The sequence below is a fragment of the Cupriavidus necator genome (assembly GCF_040578825.1).
Taxonomy (GTDB): Bacteria; Pseudomonadota; Gammaproteobacteria; order Burkholderiales; family Burkholderiaceae; genus Cupriavidus; species Cupriavidus necator_E.
This window is the reverse complement of sequence record NZ_JBEFLI010000110.1, coordinates 1-15,449: the sequence shown is the minus strand read 5'-3', so window position 1 is coordinate 15,449 and position 15,449 is coordinate 1. Positions and strand designations below refer to the sequence as shown.

The window sequence follows — 15,449 nt, the reverse complement described above, 5'->3', positions numbered from 1 at the left end:
GCCGAGGCTTGGCTTGCCGGAGTGTCGGAGGCGGGGGATGCGGGCATTGCTACAATCGCGGAATGCAGAAAGCCGCTAGTTTACCCCTTCCCCCCGCCGACGCGCAGGCCTCGTCCGATACCCTTACGGCCCGCATTGGCGAATCCATCGATGCGGCCGGCGGCTGGATCGGCTTTGACCGCTATATGGCGCTGGCGCTGTACGCGCCCGGGCTGGGCTATTACAGCGGCGGCTCGGCCAAGTTCGGGCGCGATGCGCGCGACGGCAGCGACTTCATTACCGCGCCGGAGCTGACCCCGTTCTTTGCGCGTACGCTGGCGCGCCAGTTCGCGCCGCTGCTGGCGCAGGGATCGCCGCGGGTGATGGAATTCGGCGCCGGCACCGGCCGGCTGGCGGCGGACCTGCTGCTGGGGCTGGAGCAGGAGGCGCAGTTGCCGGCGTCGTACGCGATCGTCGAGCTGTCGGGCGAGCTGCGCGCGCGCCAGCAGGCCACGCTGGCACAGCACGCGCCGCACCTGGCGGACCGCGTGACCTGGCTCGACACGTTGCCGGACACCTTCGAAGGTGTGATCGTCGGCAACGAGGTGCTGGACGCGATGCCGGTGCAGCTGTACGCGCGCAGCGGCGGCCGATGGCATGAACGTGGCGTGGTTCGCGACGACAGCGGCGAACGCGCCTTCCGCTTCGAGGACCGGCCGCTGGCCGACGCCGACGTGCCCGATGCCTTGCGCGCCATCCCCGGCGACCACGACCTCGTCACCGAGACCCATGCCGAAGCCGAGGGCTTCACGCGCGCGGTCGGGACGATGCTGACGCGCGGCGCCGCCTTCTTTATCGACTATGGCTTCCCCGCCGCCGAGTACTACCATCCGCAGCGCACCGGCGGCACGCTGATGTGCCACTACCGCCATCATGCGCACCCGGACCCGTTCCTCTACCCCGGCCTGCAGGACATCACCGCGCACGTGAACTTCAGCGGCATCGCGTACGCCGCGGTCGACGCCGGGCTGAGCGTCTCGGGCTTTGCCTCGCAGGCGCGCTTCCTGATGAATGCCGGCATCACCGAGCTGCTGATGGCACTGGATCCGTCCGACGCGCGCGCCTTCCTGCCGCAGGCCAACGCCGTGCAGAAGCTGCTGTCCGAAGCGGAAATGGGCGAGCTGTTCAAGGTGATCGCGCTCACGCGCGGCCTGGACGACACCGAGCCGATGGACGGCTTTGCCCGCGGCGACCGCTGCCACACCCTGTAACGGCACCGGAGCCGCCATGCTGCGCTGGACCCTGACCATTTTCCTGAGCGTGATCGTACTGTCGGCGGCGCTGCCGTGGCTGCAGAAGATCGGACTGGGACGGCTGCCCGGCGATGTGCGCTTCCGTGTCTTCGGGCGCGAATTCGTGCTGCCGTTCGCGTCGACGATTCTGATCTCGCTGATCGCGCTGGGGATCGGCAAGCTGCTGTAGGGCTGCTGCCGGCAGCCCCACGGACTTATTCCCCCGGCTGCTCTCCCAGCCGTTCCGCTACCGCCGCCACCCGCGCGGCATGGACGCGGTCCTTGATCTGCCCCACGTCGTCGGCGCAAGCGCGCGCTATGGCGCCGGCATCGATGGATGCGGCCGCCTCGCGCGCCGACAACAGCCGCGCGGCCTGCGGGTAGTCGCTGTGCTCGAAGCCCTTGCGGCCACGCTTGTCGGCCTCGCATGCCTGCAGCGCCAGCGCAAACCGGTCCGGCTTGCGCAGCGCATCGCAGCGCTCCAGCAGCCGCACCACCGCGGCGGCGCTGAATTCCAGCGAGCGGTGAATATTGCCGTGCTCGCGCGCCACCACCACCGCCAGGTCGCGGCATTCATTGGGCACGCGCATGCGCGCGCAAACGTCCTCGAGCAGCCTGACGCTGCGCATCTCGTGGCCGATATGGCGCGGCAGCACGTCCTCGGGCGTGGTGCCCTTGCCCAGGTCGTGCACCAGCGCGGCAAAGCGCACCGGCAGCGGCGCGGCCATCGCCGCGGCGCAGTCGATCACCATCATCACGTGCACGCCGGTATCGACCTCGGGATGGAAGTCGGCACGCTGCGGCACGCCCCACAGGCGGTCCAGCTCGGGCAGCAAGCGCGCCAGCGCGCCGCATTCGCGCAGCACCTCGAACATGCGCGACGGGCGCGCTTCCATCAGGCCGCGCGCCAGTTCCTGCCACACGCGCTCAGGTACCAGCGCATCGACCTCGCCGGCGGCGACCATCTCACGCATCAGGCGCATGGTCTCGGCGGCGACGGTGAAGTCGTGGAAGCGCGCGGCAAAGCGCGCCAGCCGCAGGATGCGCACCGGGTCTTCGGCAAAGGCGTCGGAGACATGACGGAACAGCCGGGCCTGCAGGTCGTGCTGGCCGCCGTGCGGATCGATCACGGGCCCGACCAGGTTGCCGTCGGCGTCGACTGCGCGCGCCATCGCGTTGATGGTCAGGTCGCGCCGGACCAGGTCCTCCTCGAGCGTGACATCGGGCTCGCAGTAGAAGGCAAAGCCCTTGTAGCCCATCGCCGTCTTGCGCTCGGTGCGCGCCAGCGCGTATTCCTCGTGCGTGTCCGGATGCAGGAAGACCGGGAAGTCCTTGCCGACCGGGCGATAGCCGGCGGCTTCCATCTCGTGCGGGGTCGCGCCGACGACTACATAGTCGCGGTCCTGGCTGGGCTTGCCCAGCAGTTCGTCGCGGATCGCGCCGCCGACGGCATACACCTGCATCGTTGTGGCCTCGTCATGGGCCGGCACCCGGGCAGAGTCCCGGGCGCCGGCGGTATGGCTAGTGGTTGATGATTATCGCATCGGGGCGGTCGGGGGCCAGCCGGTACGGCTCGTCGTCGGCGAGGAAGTCGCGTTCCTCGCGCGCGGCCCCGATCCATTCCTGCATCGTCGGCAGCGCCAGCATGAAGTCGGCGTAGGCCTTGGCCTCTTCCGCCTCATCGGGCAGGTGGATGCCGTAGGTGGCAAAGCGGCTCACCACCGGCGCGTAGAACGCATCCGCCACCGTGAACTCGCCGAACAGGAAGGGGCCGCGGGCGCCATGCTGCGCGCGCAGGCCGCCCCAGATCGCGGCGATGCGGTCGACGTCGCGCTGCACGGCGACGTTCCAGCCGCGCCCCGGCAGCACCGCGGTCACGTTCATCGGCAACTGGTTGCGCAGATTGCCGAAGCCGGAATGCATCTCGGCACAGACGGCGCGCGCCACCGCGCGCTCGGCGCGGTCGGCCGGCCACAGCGTTTTCTCGGGGAAGCACTCGGCCAGGTATTCGGAGATCGCCAGCGAGTCCCACACGGTGACGTCGCCATCGACCAGCACCGGAACCTTGCCCGCGGGCGAATAGCGCGCAATCTCGGCGGCGAAATTCCCGGTGAACAGGCACACCTGCACTTCTTCGAATTCGATGCCGGCCTGGCGCATCAGCAGCCATGGGCGCAGCGACCAGGAGGAATAGTTCTTGTTGCCGATGACGAGCTTCATCGTGGGATCCTTGGGGGAGGAAACGGAGGGAGTGGACGCGGCGCAGCGGGCCAGCCACGCGCCGGATCGGTCATTTTGCCAGCGCGAACGCCCGCGTCAAAGCGAATTGCACTCGCAACCGATATGAAATCCGGTCACATAGCGGGCGGGCCGCCCGGGCACCTCAGCGGTGCACGCTGGCGCGCATATGGGTCAGCGCCGTGTCGCGGTTGCGCCCGGCCAGCGCGTCGGTCATCACCGACTCCAGGCTCGCGGGATGCAGGTTCAGCTCCGGCGCGATCGGTTCGTGCAGCACGTTGTCGAGCTGCATCGAGTCCAGGTTGTCGCGCGACAGCAGCGGGTCGCCCGGCATGTGCTCCATGATGGTGGCCTGCACACGCGCCAAGGCATCGGGTAGCGCGATCACCGGGCGCGGATGGCCCGAGGCGCGGCCGGCAAAACGCACCAGCTCCTCCAGCGTGTAGACCTGCGGCCCGCCCAGCTCATAGCCATGGCCGATCGTGGCGGGGTTCACCATTGCATTGAGGAAGGCCTGCACCACGTCCTGCACGAACACCGGCTGGAAACGCGCCTGGGCGCAGGCCAGCGGCACTACCGGCGCGATCTGCTGCATATGCGCGAACAGGTTGAGGAAGTGGTCGTCGGGGCCGAATATCACCGACGGCCGGAAGATGGTCCAGTCCAGCCCGCTGGCGCGCACGATGCGCTCGCCGTCGCCCTTGCTGCGCAGGTACATCGACGGGCCCTGGCTGTCCGCGCCGAGCGCGCTCATATGCAACAGCCGGCGCACGCCGGTGGACAGGCACGAGGCCACGATCTGCCGCACCATCTCTACATGCGCGCTGGCGAACGCTTCGCCGTAGGGCTCGGCGCGCTCGCCGTGCAGGACGCCCACCAGGTTGACGACAATGCCGTCCACGCCCAGCGAGCCGATCGCATCATCGAGCGCGGCATTGTCGGCCAGGCCCAGCTCGACCACTTCCACGCGCGGCAACAGCAGCAGGTGCTGCGCGTGCTCGACATTGCGGGTGCCCACCACGATGCGGTCGGGGGCGATCGGGGAATCCGGGTTGCTGCCCGGCTCCAGCGGCGCGCCCGAGGCCGAGGCAGCCCCGGCCAGGCGCGAGACGAGGTGGCTGCCGATGAAGCCGGCGCCACCGATGACGAGGACGTTGCTGGTCTGCATGAATGCCTCCGTGCCAAGAGAACTGCACGCCGCGGCACCCGCGCCAGCAAGTCGGCGCCGGGAACGCGTCCCGGCGCCGGCCCCTGTCAGGGCACCCCTCAGGGCAGGCTGGTGGTGGTCACCGGCGACGGCGCGACCGTGCCCAGGCGCGATTTCAGCGACTGCGGCCGGCCACTCATCAATGCAGCATAGTACGTGGCGTTGGAAAGCACATTCTTCACATAGCCGCGCGTTTCCGTGAACGGGATGGTCTCTGCAAAGATCGCGCCTTCCACCGGCTGCGCGAGCGTGCTGCGCCAGGCCTTGGGCCGGCCCGGGCCGGCGTTGTACGCGGCCGAGGCCAGCGTCCACGAGCTGTCCAGGTCGGTCAGCACCATGCTCAGGTAGTTGGTGCCGAGCATGATATTGACGTTGGGATCGCCCATCATCGACGGCGAGAAATCATTCAGGCCGATCTTGCGCGCGACATACTTGGCCGTGGCCGGCATCACCTGCATCAGGCCATGCGCGCCGGCGGACGAGCGCGCATTCATGAGGAAGCGCGATTCCTGGCGGATCAGGCCGTAGACCCACGCCATGTCCAGGCCGACGTTGTCGGTGGCGCGCTGCATGATGTCTCGGTACGGCATCAGGAAGCGCAGCGTGAAGTCATGCTCGTTGCGGGTGCGGTCGGCGGTGTTGACGGTGCGGTCCAGCAGCTCCAGGCGGCGCGCGTACTCGGCCGCGGCCAGCAGCTCGCGGTCGTTCATGCCGCGTAGCTCCCAGTTCCACTCGCGGTTGCCCTCGAAGCGCAGGTTCATCGCATAGAACTTCTGCGCGCGCTGGAAGCCGGGCCGCGTGCGCATGGCCATGGCCTCGGCGTCGCTGACGTTAGTGCGCGCGGGCAGCGTGATGCGGTTGCCCAGCTCTTCGCTGGCAAGCTGGCCGTAGAAGTTGTACTGGCCGGCGATCTGCTGGAAGTTCTGCTGCGCCTCGGTATCGCGGCCGTCGGCCTTGAGCGCGCGGCCGTACCAGTAGAGCCAGGCCGGGTCCTTGGCGCGCAGCTCGGGGCGCATCAGCTCGACCGCCTGGCGCACCTGCTTCCAGTCGCCCTGGCGCAGCGCGGCGCGCACGCGCCATTCCTGCGTGTCATCGGACAGCCACTGGTTGCCGCCCAGATCCATCTGGCGGCGGTAGTAGCCGGCCGCCTCGGGCAGCAGCTTCTTGGCCGCGAACTGGCCGATCACGCCCCAGGCCGCGCCCTGCTCGTCGCGCGACAGCGTACCCTGCGCGGTGCCGAGGTAAGCCGCGGCCTGCGTCGGGTCGTTGCGCGCCATCTTGACGATGGTGGCGAGCGTGTCGCCGTCGACGCGCGCATCCGGCACCAGCGCGGCGATCCTGGCGGCCAGCGTGATAAAGTTCTGCTCCAGCGCCAGGCGCGCCTGGAAGGCGGCGTCGCTGGGCTGGATCTGCCGGCTCTGCACCAGGTAGCCGATCAGGTCGACGCAGCCTTCGCCGTAGTACCGGGGATCGCTCAGCACGCCACGCGCATCGGCGGCCACGTTCTGGCCCTTGAGCGCGCGCGACAGCAGCGCGTAGCACTCCACCTGGGTATCGTCCTTCAGCGCGAACTGCGGGTATTCGGCGTCGAAGTTGGCCCAGTCGCGCTTCTTGCCCAGCACCAGCAGCCAGTCGTTGCGCATGCGGTCGGCAATGGCGTCGCCCTTGTAGCGCTGCAGGAACGCGCGCACCTGGTCGTCGGGCGCATCGATGCGCGCCAGCCCGCTGGCGTCGAACATCTGCGGCTTGATGCGGAAATACTCGACATAGGACGGCATCGGGTAATCCACCAGCGTGGCCGAGATCGCATAGGCGCGCTCCACGTCGTTCTTGCGCGCGGCCTCGCGCAACTGCGCGAAGGCCTCGTCGGGATCGCCCGGGATCACGGCCGCCTGCGGGCGCACTACGGTTTGCGGGCGCTTCTGTGCGTGGACCGGCGTGACAAGCAGTGCACATGCCAGGGCGATCCATGCGGCCCGCCCTGCACGCTGCAGATATACTCCCTTCAGCATTCTTCTTCCTTGTCGATGACGGCGGCGCCAGGCCTGCAACGTTGTTGACCGTTATGCAACGCCGCGGCATCCGCCGTCCATGTTTGGTTCGGACGCAGGCATTATCCCACGCCATGTCTTCCACTCCTGCCACCCTCCCCCCCGACCCCGCCGCGGACGATCGCCGCGCGCTGCGTGCCAGGCTGCTGTCGCTGCGCGCCGGCCTGGATATGCGCGCCGACGCCGACGCCCGCATCGCCGCCGCGCTGTCCGACCTGCTGGCCGGCCTCGCCGTACGCTGCCTGGGCTTCTACTGGCCGATCCAGCGGGAATTCGACGCCCGCGACACGGTGGCGAGCTGGCTCGCCGCCGTGCCCGGCCGCCATGCCGCGCTGCCAGCGGTGAGCCGCCCCGGGGCGCCGCTCGATTTCCACCTGTGGACGCCCGGCACGCCGATGGCCACCGGCCACTATGGCATTCCGGTGCCCGACGGCACCGAAGCCGTGACACCCGATGCGCTGGTCATTCCCTGTGTCGGTTTCAGCCCCGACAAGTTCCGCCTGGGCTACGGCGGCGGCTTCTACGACCGCACGCTGGCGTCGCTGCCGCACCGCCCGCTGGCGATCGGCATCGGCTATGAAGCCTGCCGCATCGCGCTGCAGGCGCAGCCGCACGACATTGCGATGGACTGGATCGTGACGGAGGGCGGCGCGTTTTAGGTTGACGGCAAGGCCCGGGGCGGGCTTGAGTCAGCCGCCTGCACCAGCTCGTCCACCAGCGCACGCATGCAGCGCCAGTGCGAGCCTTCCCAGAACACGCGCCGGCAGTGGTCGCAGGTGACAAAGCTGCAATGGCGTTCGAGCACACCGTCGGGCACGCGCCCGGCCGCGGCGGCGGCATCCAGCGCGCGCAGCGGCACATTGCAGTCCAGGCACAGCGAGAACGGCCGCGCGCTGCGCGCCAGGTCGAGCCGCGCAAAGATCTCGCGCAGCTGCTGCCGCGACTTGATCGCGCGCACATAGCAGCCGTGGGTGATGCCGCGGCGCTTGAGCAGCTCGCGGTCGCGCGTCAGCACGATGCGGCCTTCCTCGATGGCGATGCGCTCGATCTCGCTGTCTTCGAAGTGGTTGTCGTAGAGGGTGTCGAAGCCGGTCATGCGCAGCAGGTGCGCCAGGCCGCCAAGGTGGGCATCGGCGACGAAGCGCATCACGCGCAGCGGCTGCTCGCGGACACGCAACAGTGGGGAAACGTCGAGCCGTTCGAACTTGGGGTAGACGGAGACGCGGTCGCCGTCTTGCAGCAATCGCTCGAAGCCGGAGGATTCGCCGTTGACCAGGATCAGCTCGACCTCGGTGTGCGGCACGCCCAGCGCTTCGATCATGTGCTTGACGGTGGCGGCGCGCGCGCAGGCGCAGAGGAGGTCACGCCGGCGCTGGTCCGGCGCGAGGAAGTCGTTCAGTTCCTCGTAGAAGCGGAAGGTGGCGCTTACCATGGGGGCGAGTATGGCACCGTTTCGCCTGCCAGGGCAGTGAGGCACCGCTGACGCATGCAGCAGGCTCCCCTCTCCCCCAGAGGCTTGGCTTTACCCACAAATCCAAGAGGCTTACTCGCTCTTCTGGAAGATCCGATACATCTCGGTGATTTCATGCAGGGCGAGGAAACCACGCCAGAGGACGGTGGCTCCTGGAGGATCGTCGCTTTTGCGACCCAGATAGCCACCGAGCTTGGCGATCCAAAGGACCGCGTCGCCGAGTGTGGGCGGCTCTTCCGGCGGTTTGGTTGTGCCGTGTGTTCGGCAGTACAAGGCTCGCCATTCAAGCGATTGCAATAGCACTGAGCAAGGAATGTCGGCTTCGAGCCGGCCCAGCATGGTCGCATACATAATGCGCCAGCCGATCACTGCGAATAGCGCCGTGGCACGCAGGAACCGCTCCAGCGTGCCGAACTGCCGGGCTTCGATCTGGCAGCCGCTTTTCAGGACACGATGCCAAGTTTCAATGGTCCAGCGCCGGGCATACCAGCTCAGCCGCTCCAGCGCCTCTTCCAGCGTTTGGGTGGGTATCGAACAGAGCAACATCCATTCAAGCGGCTCTACCCCTTGTGGCGGCTCAATTTCCAGCGCGTGAATGGCAAACACTTCGAGCCCGGGTAGGCCCTCTGCACCGCGGCTACGCGGCGGTCGCAGCTGGACCGGCACGCAGCGCACAGCCAGCCGCGCGCAACGTGCCTGCCTGCCACCGCTCGCAGGCACCTGCAGTTCGGTCTGCCCTAGTTCGGTGGCCGCAGCAACCGTCTCCCACAGATACTTCTCTGGGTGATCCACGCCCCGATTCCAGGCAGCCCGCACCAGCCCATCCACCCCGGCTGGGCGGCTCGCCAGGAACACGTCATACACGTCGCCCTCGCGATCGCTGACGGCAACAAGACGCGTATCCGGACACTGCGGCTTGAGCGGCTCGAGGCATTCCAGACCCTCCAGCCACTTCACGCTTTCCTTCTCGCGAATGGACAGCGCACGCCGTTGCTTAGCCTTGCCCGAGTCTTGTGGCACCCGCACCCACGTCTTCATGCCCAACACGCCCAGCGGCAGACCCTCAGGAGTTACCGCCAGCACGCTGTGCAACATGAATCCGTGCAAATTGCCGCCCGTGCCATGACCAAGCCCCTCAGTCGCGGGCAAATTCGTCAGATTGAATTCCGTGGTGTCCTGCACCGCCAGGACGACAGGCACCTGCTGCATGCGAACCACGGTTTGCGCGACGTGGCTTGCCAGTACTCCGCTCGGATCGATCGCCTCATTATCAAAGAAGCGATATGCCGCCTTGAGTTGCGCGCCACTCAAGGCTTGCGGGAACGAGACATGGGCCTTCTTCGCCAGTTCACGCGCCAACGCCACCAAGCGCTGCGTACGACGGGCATCGCCCAATTGCGCGCCGCCGAATTCGGCGCTGGCCCAGTCTTCCAAGACTCCCGTATCAGGCAAAATCACCACCACTGATCATTGATTCCACCCGAAGTTAACACCGTCCGATCCGGTTTACAACCTCCTAACAGTCGAGATGTGGGTAAAGGCAAGCCCAGAGGGGAGAACCGTTGGCCCCGGCTGATGTGCTCGCCCCTCTTCAGCGGCGCCGCTTAAAGCTTCAGCCGCTGCCAGATCGCCTTGGTCGCGCCGGCCGCGTTGAGCGTGTAGAAATGCAGCCCCGGCACGCCAGCAGCCAGCAGCCGCTCGCACAGCGCGGTGACCACATCCAGCCCGAAGGCGCGGATCGATTCGCGGTCGTCGCCGAAGCTCTCCAGCCGCTTGGCCACCCAGCGTGGCACTTCGGCCCCGCACGTCTCGGAGAAGCGCATCAGCTGCGTGTAGTTGGTGATCGGCATGATGCCCGGCACGATCGGCACCTCGAGGCCCGTCGCGCGCACGTCATCGACAAAGCGGAAGTAGGCGTCAGCGTTGTAGAAATACTGCGTGATCGCCGAGTTGGCGCCGGCCTTGACCTTGCGCACGAAGTTCTCGAGATCGTGGCGCGGGGATTTGGCCTGCGGGTGGTACTCGGGGTAGGCGGCGACTTCGATATTGAACCAGTCGCCGGTTTCGGCGCGGATGAACTCCACCAGCTCGTTGGCATAGCGGAACTCGCCGATCTCGCCCATGCCCGAGGGCATGTCGCCGCGCAGCGCGACGATATGGCGGATGCCGCCGTCGCGGTACTGTTGCAGGATCGCGCGGAGGCTTTCGCGCGACGAGCCCACGCACGACAGGTGCGGCGCGGCCTCGATGCCGTCGCGCTGGATTTCCAGCACCGCGTCGAGCGTGCCTTGCTGCGTAGTGCCGCCGGCGCCGAACGTCACCGAGATGTACTTGGGCTTGAGCGGGGCGAGCTGCGCGCGCGTATTGCGCAGCTTTTCCCTGCCCTCCGCCGTCTTGGGCGGGAAGAATTCAAAGCTGAAGTAGCGGTCTTGCATGATGGTGGCGCGCCGCGTTGGCGCGGCGCGCGGTATGGATTTGTGGCCTGCTTCAGTCGTTGCGGTCGCCCAGCAGCAGGCTGGACAGCAGCCACGAAATCACGCTGTACAGGATGGAGCCCAGCAGGGCCGCCCAGAAGCTGCTGACGGTAAAGCCCGACAACAGGTTGCCGACAAACAGGAACAGCAGCGCGTTGATGACGAAGATAAACAGCCCCAGCGTCAGCACCGTCACCGGCAGCGTCAGGATCACCAGGATCGGACGGATCAGCGTGTTGACCAGGCCCAGCACCAGCGCCGCCAGCATCGCCGAGCCGAAGCTCTTGATGTGGATCGACGGGATGATGTACGGCAACACAAACAGCGCAACAGCGTTGATGATCCAGACGACCAGTAGTCTCATGACGGCTCCTTGATTGGTGGTTCCTGGCAAGCCCAAAGGGCGGAGCCGATCAATAACGGTAGTGATCCGCCTTGTACGGGCCATCCTTCTTCACGCCGATATAGGCAGCCTGCTGGTCGGTCAGCTCGGTCAGCTGCGCGTTCAGCTTGCGCAGTTGCAGGCGCGCCACCTTCTCGTCCAGGTGCTTGGGCAGCGTGTAGACGCCGATCGGGTACTTGCCGCTGTCGCGTTCCTGCCAGAGCTCGATCTGCGCGATGGTCTGGTTGGCGAACGAGCTGCTCATTACGTACGACGGGTGGCCGGTGGCGCAGCCCAGGTTCACCAGGCGGCCCTTGGCCAGGATGATCAGCTTCTTGCCGTCGGGGAACTTCACATGATCAACCTGCGGCTTGATCTCGTCCCACTCGTACTTCTCGATCGAGGCAATGTCGATCTCGTTGTCGAAGTGGCCGATATTGCAGACGATGGCCTGGTCCTTCATCTTCGCCATGTGGTCATGCGTGATGACGTGGTAGTTGCCGGTGCAGGTAACGAAGATATCGCCGTGCTCGGCGGCGTAGTCCATGGTCACCACGCGGTAGCCTTCCATCGCGGCCTGCAGCGCGCAGATCGGGTCGATCTCGGTCACCCACACCTGGGCCGACAGCGCACGCAGCGCCTGTGCGCTGCCCTTGCCCACGTCGCCGTAGCCGGCCACCACGGCGATCTTGCCGGCGATCATCACGTCGGTGGCGCGCTTGATGCCGTCCACCAGCGATTCGCGGCAGCCGTACAGGTTGTCGAACTTGCTCTTGGTCACCGAGTCGTTGACGTTGATCGCGGGGAAGCGCAGCTCACCCTTCTGGGCCATCTGGTACAGGCGGTGTACGCCGGTGGTGGTTTCCTCGGTCACGCCGCGGATTGCTGCCAGGTTGCGGCTGTACCAGCTCGGGTCCTTGGCCAGCTTTTCCTTGATCGCGGCGAACAGGTAGGTTTCTTCTTCGCTGGTGGCCTTGGCGATCACCGACTCGTCCTTCTCGGCGCGCGCACCCAGGTGCAGCAGCAGCGTGGCGTCGCCGCCGTCGTCGAGGATCATGTTGGGCGTGCCGCCGTCAGACCAGTCGAAGATGCGGTGGGTGAAGTCCCAGTATTCCTTCAGCGATTCGCCCTTGAAGGCGAACACGGGCGTGCCGCCGGCGGCGATGGCAGCGGCAGCGTGGTCCTGCGTCGAGAAGATATTGCACGAGGCCCAGCGCACGTCGGCGCCCAGTGCCTTGAGCGTCTCGATCAGCACGGCGGTCTGGATCGTCATGTGCAGCGAGCCGGCGATGCGCGCGCCCTTGAGCGGCTGCGCGGCGGCGAATTCGTCGCGGATCGCCATCAGGCCGGGCATTTCCGTCTCGGCAATGGCGATTTCCTTGCGGCCCCAGGCGGCCAGGCCGATATCGGCGACGAGGTAGTCTTGCTTCAGGTCGGTCACAGCGTTCATGTTTCACTCCGGTGAAGAGTGGCACGCAGGTGACGAGTACGGGAGATGGGCCGCGCCAGTCGCATGACAAAAGGCATGCATGGCGGGCGGATAGGTCGACTCGCCTCCGTGCGAAAACCACGGATCAGCGAGCGCCGTTGAAGACAGTCCGAGCCTGGCGGATGGCATGGGCGGCTGTGCCGCCGGCCCGGCGATGTGCTCTGCCCTGGCCCCCATCCGTTGCAACGCTCCTCGGAGTGGCGGTATTGTAGCGTGCCCGGCCGCCTTGCGCACCCGCGAATTGCCGGCGCGCCCGGCGCCCGCTCCCCGATTTCCTTCCCAGATGAACCCAACGCCACCCCGCACCCTGACCATCGCCGGTTCCGACTCCGGCGGCGGCGCCGGCATCCAGGCCGACCTGAAGACCTTTTCCGCGCTGGGCTGTTTCGGCATGAGCGCCATCACCGCGATCACCGCGCAGAACACGCTGGGCGTGACCGGCGTGCATGCCATCCCGGCGGACATGGTGGCGGCGCAGATCGACGCGGTGGCCAGCGATATCGGCGTGGATGCGGCCAAGACCGGCATGCTGGGCACCGCCGCCATCGTCGAGGCGGTGGCTGCGGCGGCGGACCGGCATGGCATGCGCAAGCTGGTGGTGGATCCGGTGATGATCTCGACCTCGGGCGCGACGCTGTCCGACGATGCCACTACGCAGGCGATGGTGCGGCTGCTGTTTCCGCGCGCGTTGCTGGTCACGCCCAACCTGCCCGAGGCGTCTTACCTGCTGGGCCGCAAGCTCACGCGCCGTGCCGAGATGGAACAGGCCGCGGCCGACCTGATCGCGATGGGCTGCCCGGCAGTGCTGCTCAAGGGCGGGCACCTGGAAGCCGATGGCGCTGCCGGCGGTGCGGGCGGGCTGGACGACCTGCTGATGCTGAAGGACGGCACCGTGCGCGTGTTCACGCACCCGCGCGTCGCGACCCGCAACCTGCACGGCACCGGCTGCACGCTGGCCGCGGCGATCGCGTCGCAACTGGCGCGTGGCGATGCGCTGGAAGCTGCGGTCGGCAAGGCGCTGGATTACGTGGCGCAGGCTATCGCGGCCGGCGCGGGGCTGCGGTTGGGCGCCGGCAACGGTCCGCTGAACCATCTGTTCGCGCCGCGCGCGCTGGGCTGAGGGTCCAATGACGATGCTGACGAATATAGACCTGCGCAGCGATCCCGAAGCCGCGTTCTACCTCAAGCATGAAATCGTCGACGTCATGTTCGCTACCGAACCCGGCGAGCTGATCAGCCGCGAAGGCCCCAACCGCTACCAGCCCGGCGATGCGCTGATCACCAGCCGCAGCGGCGACCGCTGGTGCGTGTCGCGCGACCGCTTCGATCCCAAATACGAGGCGGTGCCGCCGCTCACGCACGGCCAGGACGGCGCCTACCGCAACAAGCCGATCCCGGTGCTGGCGCGCGAGATGCACGAGGCCTTCAGCATCGCGCGCAGCGCCGGCGGCGACGTGCTGCACGGCAAGCCGGGCGACTGGCTGATGCAATACGCGCCCGGTGACTATGGCATCACCGAGCGCGCCAGGTTCGAACAGGTGTACCGGCCGCTGCGGGACTGAGCGGCCTGCGTGAACGTCAGTTGCCGCCGCTGGACATCGGCACCAGCTTGAACGCGGCCCGCGCCACGCACACCACGGTGCCGGCCGCATCCTTCACTTCCCCTTCGCAGAACGCGATGCGCGCGCCGCGGCGCAGGCAGCGCGCTTCCAGCGTCAGCTCGCCGCGCGCGGCGGCGAGGAAATGTGTAGACATGTCGATGGTGATCACGCCGGTTTCCAGCGGCGCGTGCGAGCGCGCGGCCCCGCTCAGCGTGAAATCCAGCGTCGCCATCAGCGTGCCGCCATGCACATCGCCACGGCTGTTGACCAGAGACGGGTGCGCCGGCAGCCGCGTACGGCACAGGCCTTCCTCGATATGCACCGGCTGCAGGCCGAAATAGCGCATCAGCGGGACGTCGATGCCGAAATAGGGCTTGTCGGGCGTGCCGGGAGCGACGGGGATGATTTCGGGGGGCTGGGCGGACATGGTCGGGACGCTGGGTAATTGGCGGGGAATGCTGCCCGACATCATAGCGGCGGGCTGCCGCTCGGTTTTGGCGGTTGCGCGAATGTCGCACAAATCCTGACGCTAGCGATACACGTCTCTGCGATTCCCCAGGCGCAGCACCACAACCGTGATACGGGCGTCTTCGATCTGGCAAATCAAGCGGCAGTCGCCGACCCGGTATTTCCAGTATTCGCCTAACTCGCTGCCCTTCAGGGCTTCGCCAAGCGAGCGGGGGTCCACGGATGCCGCGACACGTTCGCGCAAGAACGTGACAATACGTCTCGCGACCGGCCGGTCCAGTTTGGCAAGTTGTTTCTCTGCCGTTTGCGTGATTTCAATCCGCCAGGCCAAGCCGCGCCTCCAGTTCATCCAGCGTTACCGTGGATTCCTCGCCGGCGCGAACGCGCGCGGCAACCTTGTCTGCCAGATACAGGTCTTCAAGGTCGTCCAGGTGCTGCATGATGGCTTCACGAGCATAAAACGTCTTGGTGCGGCCGGTGCGCTTGGCGAGGGCCTCCAGGCGCTCTTCGATGTCGTCAGGTAGTCGGATGGCAAGCATGGCAGCCCCCCAAAAGTAATTGCTATACAAGTATAGCAACGATGGATCACGCTATCAGAATACCTTCCGCATCGCCACGCGCTGCCGCAATCCCGCCGCTCGCTGTGCCGCCAGCGCATCGGCCAGCAGCGGACAAAGCTCGTCCTCGCGCAATTGCCGGAAGCCGAGCGAGGCATAGAACGGCGCATTCCAGGGCAAATGCGCGAACGTAGTCAGGTTGAGCGAGCGCAACCCGCCCGCACGCGCCCATCCCTGCAC

Annotated in this window: 17 protein-coding genes, 1 pseudogene and 1 riboswitch; of the genes and pseudogenes, 5 read left to right on the top strand and 13 right to left on the bottom strand. The window is 67.1% G+C overall.

Annotation, left to right across the window (positions count from 1 at the left end; translation table 11 throughout):
• The first annotated feature begins 62 nt into the window (after nucleotides 1–62).
• Together AB1I47_RS31710 and AB1I47_RS31705 are read left to right on the top strand one after the other, a co-directional pair.
• Nucleotides 63–1,250: a class I SAM-dependent methyltransferase gene (locus AB1I47_RS31710; protein WP_354687622.1), complete on the top strand. Its 1,188-nt coding sequence runs from the start codon at nucleotides 63–65 to the stop codon at nucleotides 1,248–1,250.
• Between the two features lie 16 nt (nucleotides 1,251–1,266).
• Nucleotides 1,267–1,461, top strand: coding sequence for a DUF2905 domain-containing protein (locus AB1I47_RS31705; RefSeq protein WP_354687621.1), 195 nt, complete (start codon nucleotides 1,267–1,269; stop codon nucleotides 1,459–1,461).
• A gap of 25 nt (nucleotides 1,462–1,486) precedes the next feature.
• On the opposite strand, the gene AB1I47_RS31700 is transcribed toward AB1I47_RS31705, so the two are convergent.
• From AB1I47_RS31700 to AB1I47_RS31685, 4 genes are all read right to left on the bottom strand, one after another.
• A complete protein-coding gene (locus AB1I47_RS31700) occupies nucleotides 1,487–2,734 on the bottom strand; it encodes a multifunctional CCA addition/repair protein (protein ID WP_354687620.1) in 1,248 nt (415 codons plus the stop codon).
• Between the two features lie 58 nt (nucleotides 2,735–2,792).
• Nucleotides 2,793–3,491 (bottom strand): glutathione S-transferase family protein, encoded by a 699-nt coding sequence (locus tag AB1I47_RS31695; RefSeq protein WP_354687619.1) that lies wholly within the window; start codon nucleotides 3,489–3,491, stop codon nucleotides 2,793–2,795.
• 163 nt (nucleotides 3,492–3,654) lie between these two features.
• The gene (locus tag AB1I47_RS31690) at nucleotides 3,655–4,677 is read right to left on the bottom strand and encodes a complex I NDUFA9 subunit family protein (RefSeq protein WP_354687618.1); all 1,023 of its coding nucleotides are present in this window, start codon (nucleotides 4,675–4,677) and stop codon (nucleotides 3,655–3,657) included.
• A 98-nt stretch (nucleotides 4,678–4,775) separates the two neighbouring features.
• A complete protein-coding gene (locus AB1I47_RS31685; RefSeq protein WP_354687617.1) occupies nucleotides 4,776–6,728 on the bottom strand; it encodes a lytic transglycosylase domain-containing protein in 1,953 nt (650 codons plus the stop codon).
• 113 nt (nucleotides 6,729–6,841) lie between these two features.
• On the opposite strand from AB1I47_RS31685, the gene AB1I47_RS31680 reads away from it, so the two are divergent.
• Nucleotides 6,842–7,426 (top strand): 5-formyltetrahydrofolate cyclo-ligase, encoded by a 585-nt coding sequence (locus tag AB1I47_RS31680; protein WP_354687616.1) that lies wholly within the window; start codon nucleotides 6,842–6,844, stop codon nucleotides 7,424–7,426.
• Here the strand turns inward: AB1I47_RS31680 and AB1I47_RS31675 are convergent.
• From AB1I47_RS31675 to ahcY, 5 genes are all read right to left on the bottom strand, one after another.
• A complete protein-coding gene (locus tag AB1I47_RS31675; protein WP_354687615.1) occupies nucleotides 7,423–8,199 on the bottom strand; it encodes a Mut7-C RNAse domain-containing protein in 777 nt (258 codons plus the stop codon). The genes AB1I47_RS31680 and AB1I47_RS31675 overlap by 4 nt on opposite strands.
• Nucleotides 8,200–8,310: 111 nt before the next feature.
• Nucleotides 8,311–9,672, bottom strand: a complete 1,362-nt coding sequence (locus AB1I47_RS31670; protein ID WP_354687614.1) for an IS4 family transposase — start codon at nucleotides 9,670–9,672, stop codon at nucleotides 8,311–8,313.
• A gap of 170 nt (nucleotides 9,673–9,842) precedes the next feature.
• Nucleotides 9,843–10,673 carry a methylenetetrahydrofolate reductase [NAD(P)H] gene (gene metF / locus AB1I47_RS31665; RefSeq protein WP_354687613.1) on the bottom strand — a complete coding sequence of 277 codons (831 nt, stop codon included), beginning with the start codon at nucleotides 10,671–10,673 and terminating at the stop codon, nucleotides 9,843–9,845.
• Between the two features lie 52 nt (nucleotides 10,674–10,725).
• Nucleotides 10,726–11,076, bottom strand: a complete 351-nt coding sequence (locus tag AB1I47_RS31660; RefSeq protein ID WP_354687612.1) for a phage holin family protein — start codon at nucleotides 11,074–11,076, stop codon at nucleotides 10,726–10,728.
• 49 nt (nucleotides 11,077–11,125) lie between these two features.
• Nucleotides 11,126–12,544, bottom strand: coding sequence for an adenosylhomocysteinase (gene ahcY, locus AB1I47_RS31655; RefSeq protein ID WP_354687611.1), 1,419 nt, complete (start codon nucleotides 12,542–12,544; stop codon nucleotides 11,126–11,128).
• Between the two features lie 122 nt (nucleotides 12,545–12,666).
• A riboswitch (S-adenosyl-L-homocysteine riboswitch) is annotated at nucleotides 12,667–12,783 on the bottom strand.
• A gap of 83 nt (nucleotides 12,784–12,866) precedes the next feature.
• Here ahcY and thiD point away from each other — a divergent pair.
• Nucleotides 12,867–13,703 (top strand): bifunctional hydroxymethylpyrimidine kinase/phosphomethylpyrimidine kinase, encoded by an 837-nt coding sequence (thiD, locus tag AB1I47_RS31650; protein ID WP_354687610.1) that lies wholly within the window; start codon nucleotides 12,867–12,869, stop codon nucleotides 13,701–13,703.
• Between the two features lie 7 nt (nucleotides 13,704–13,710).
• Nucleotides 13,711–14,145 carry a PGDYG domain-containing protein gene (locus AB1I47_RS31645; protein WP_354687609.1) on the top strand — a complete coding sequence of 145 codons (435 nt, stop codon included), beginning with the start codon at nucleotides 13,711–13,713 and terminating at the stop codon, nucleotides 14,143–14,145.
• 16 nt (nucleotides 14,146–14,161) lie between these two features.
• On the opposite strand, the gene AB1I47_RS31640 is transcribed toward AB1I47_RS31645, so the two are convergent.
• From AB1I47_RS31640 to AB1I47_RS31625, 4 genes and pseudogenes are all read right to left on the bottom strand, one after another.
• Nucleotides 14,162–14,611, bottom strand: coding sequence for a PaaI family thioesterase (locus AB1I47_RS31640; protein ID WP_354687608.1), 450 nt, complete (start codon nucleotides 14,609–14,611; stop codon nucleotides 14,162–14,164).
• Between the two features lie 102 nt (nucleotides 14,612–14,713).
• Nucleotides 14,714–14,983 (bottom strand): type II toxin-antitoxin system RelE family toxin, encoded by a 270-nt coding sequence (locus tag AB1I47_RS31635; protein WP_354687607.1) that lies wholly within the window; start codon nucleotides 14,981–14,983, stop codon nucleotides 14,714–14,716.
• Nucleotides 14,967–15,191: a type II toxin-antitoxin system RelB family antitoxin gene (relB, locus tag AB1I47_RS31630; RefSeq protein ID WP_354687606.1), complete on the bottom strand. Its 225-nt coding sequence runs from the start codon at nucleotides 15,189–15,191 to the stop codon at nucleotides 14,967–14,969. The genes AB1I47_RS31635 and relB overlap by 17 nt, the downstream gene beginning before the upstream one ends.
• Before the next feature lie 54 nt (nucleotides 15,192–15,245).
• Nucleotides 15,246–15,449: pseudogene (locus AB1I47_RS31625) on the bottom strand (GNAT family N-acetyltransferase); the annotation flags it as partial.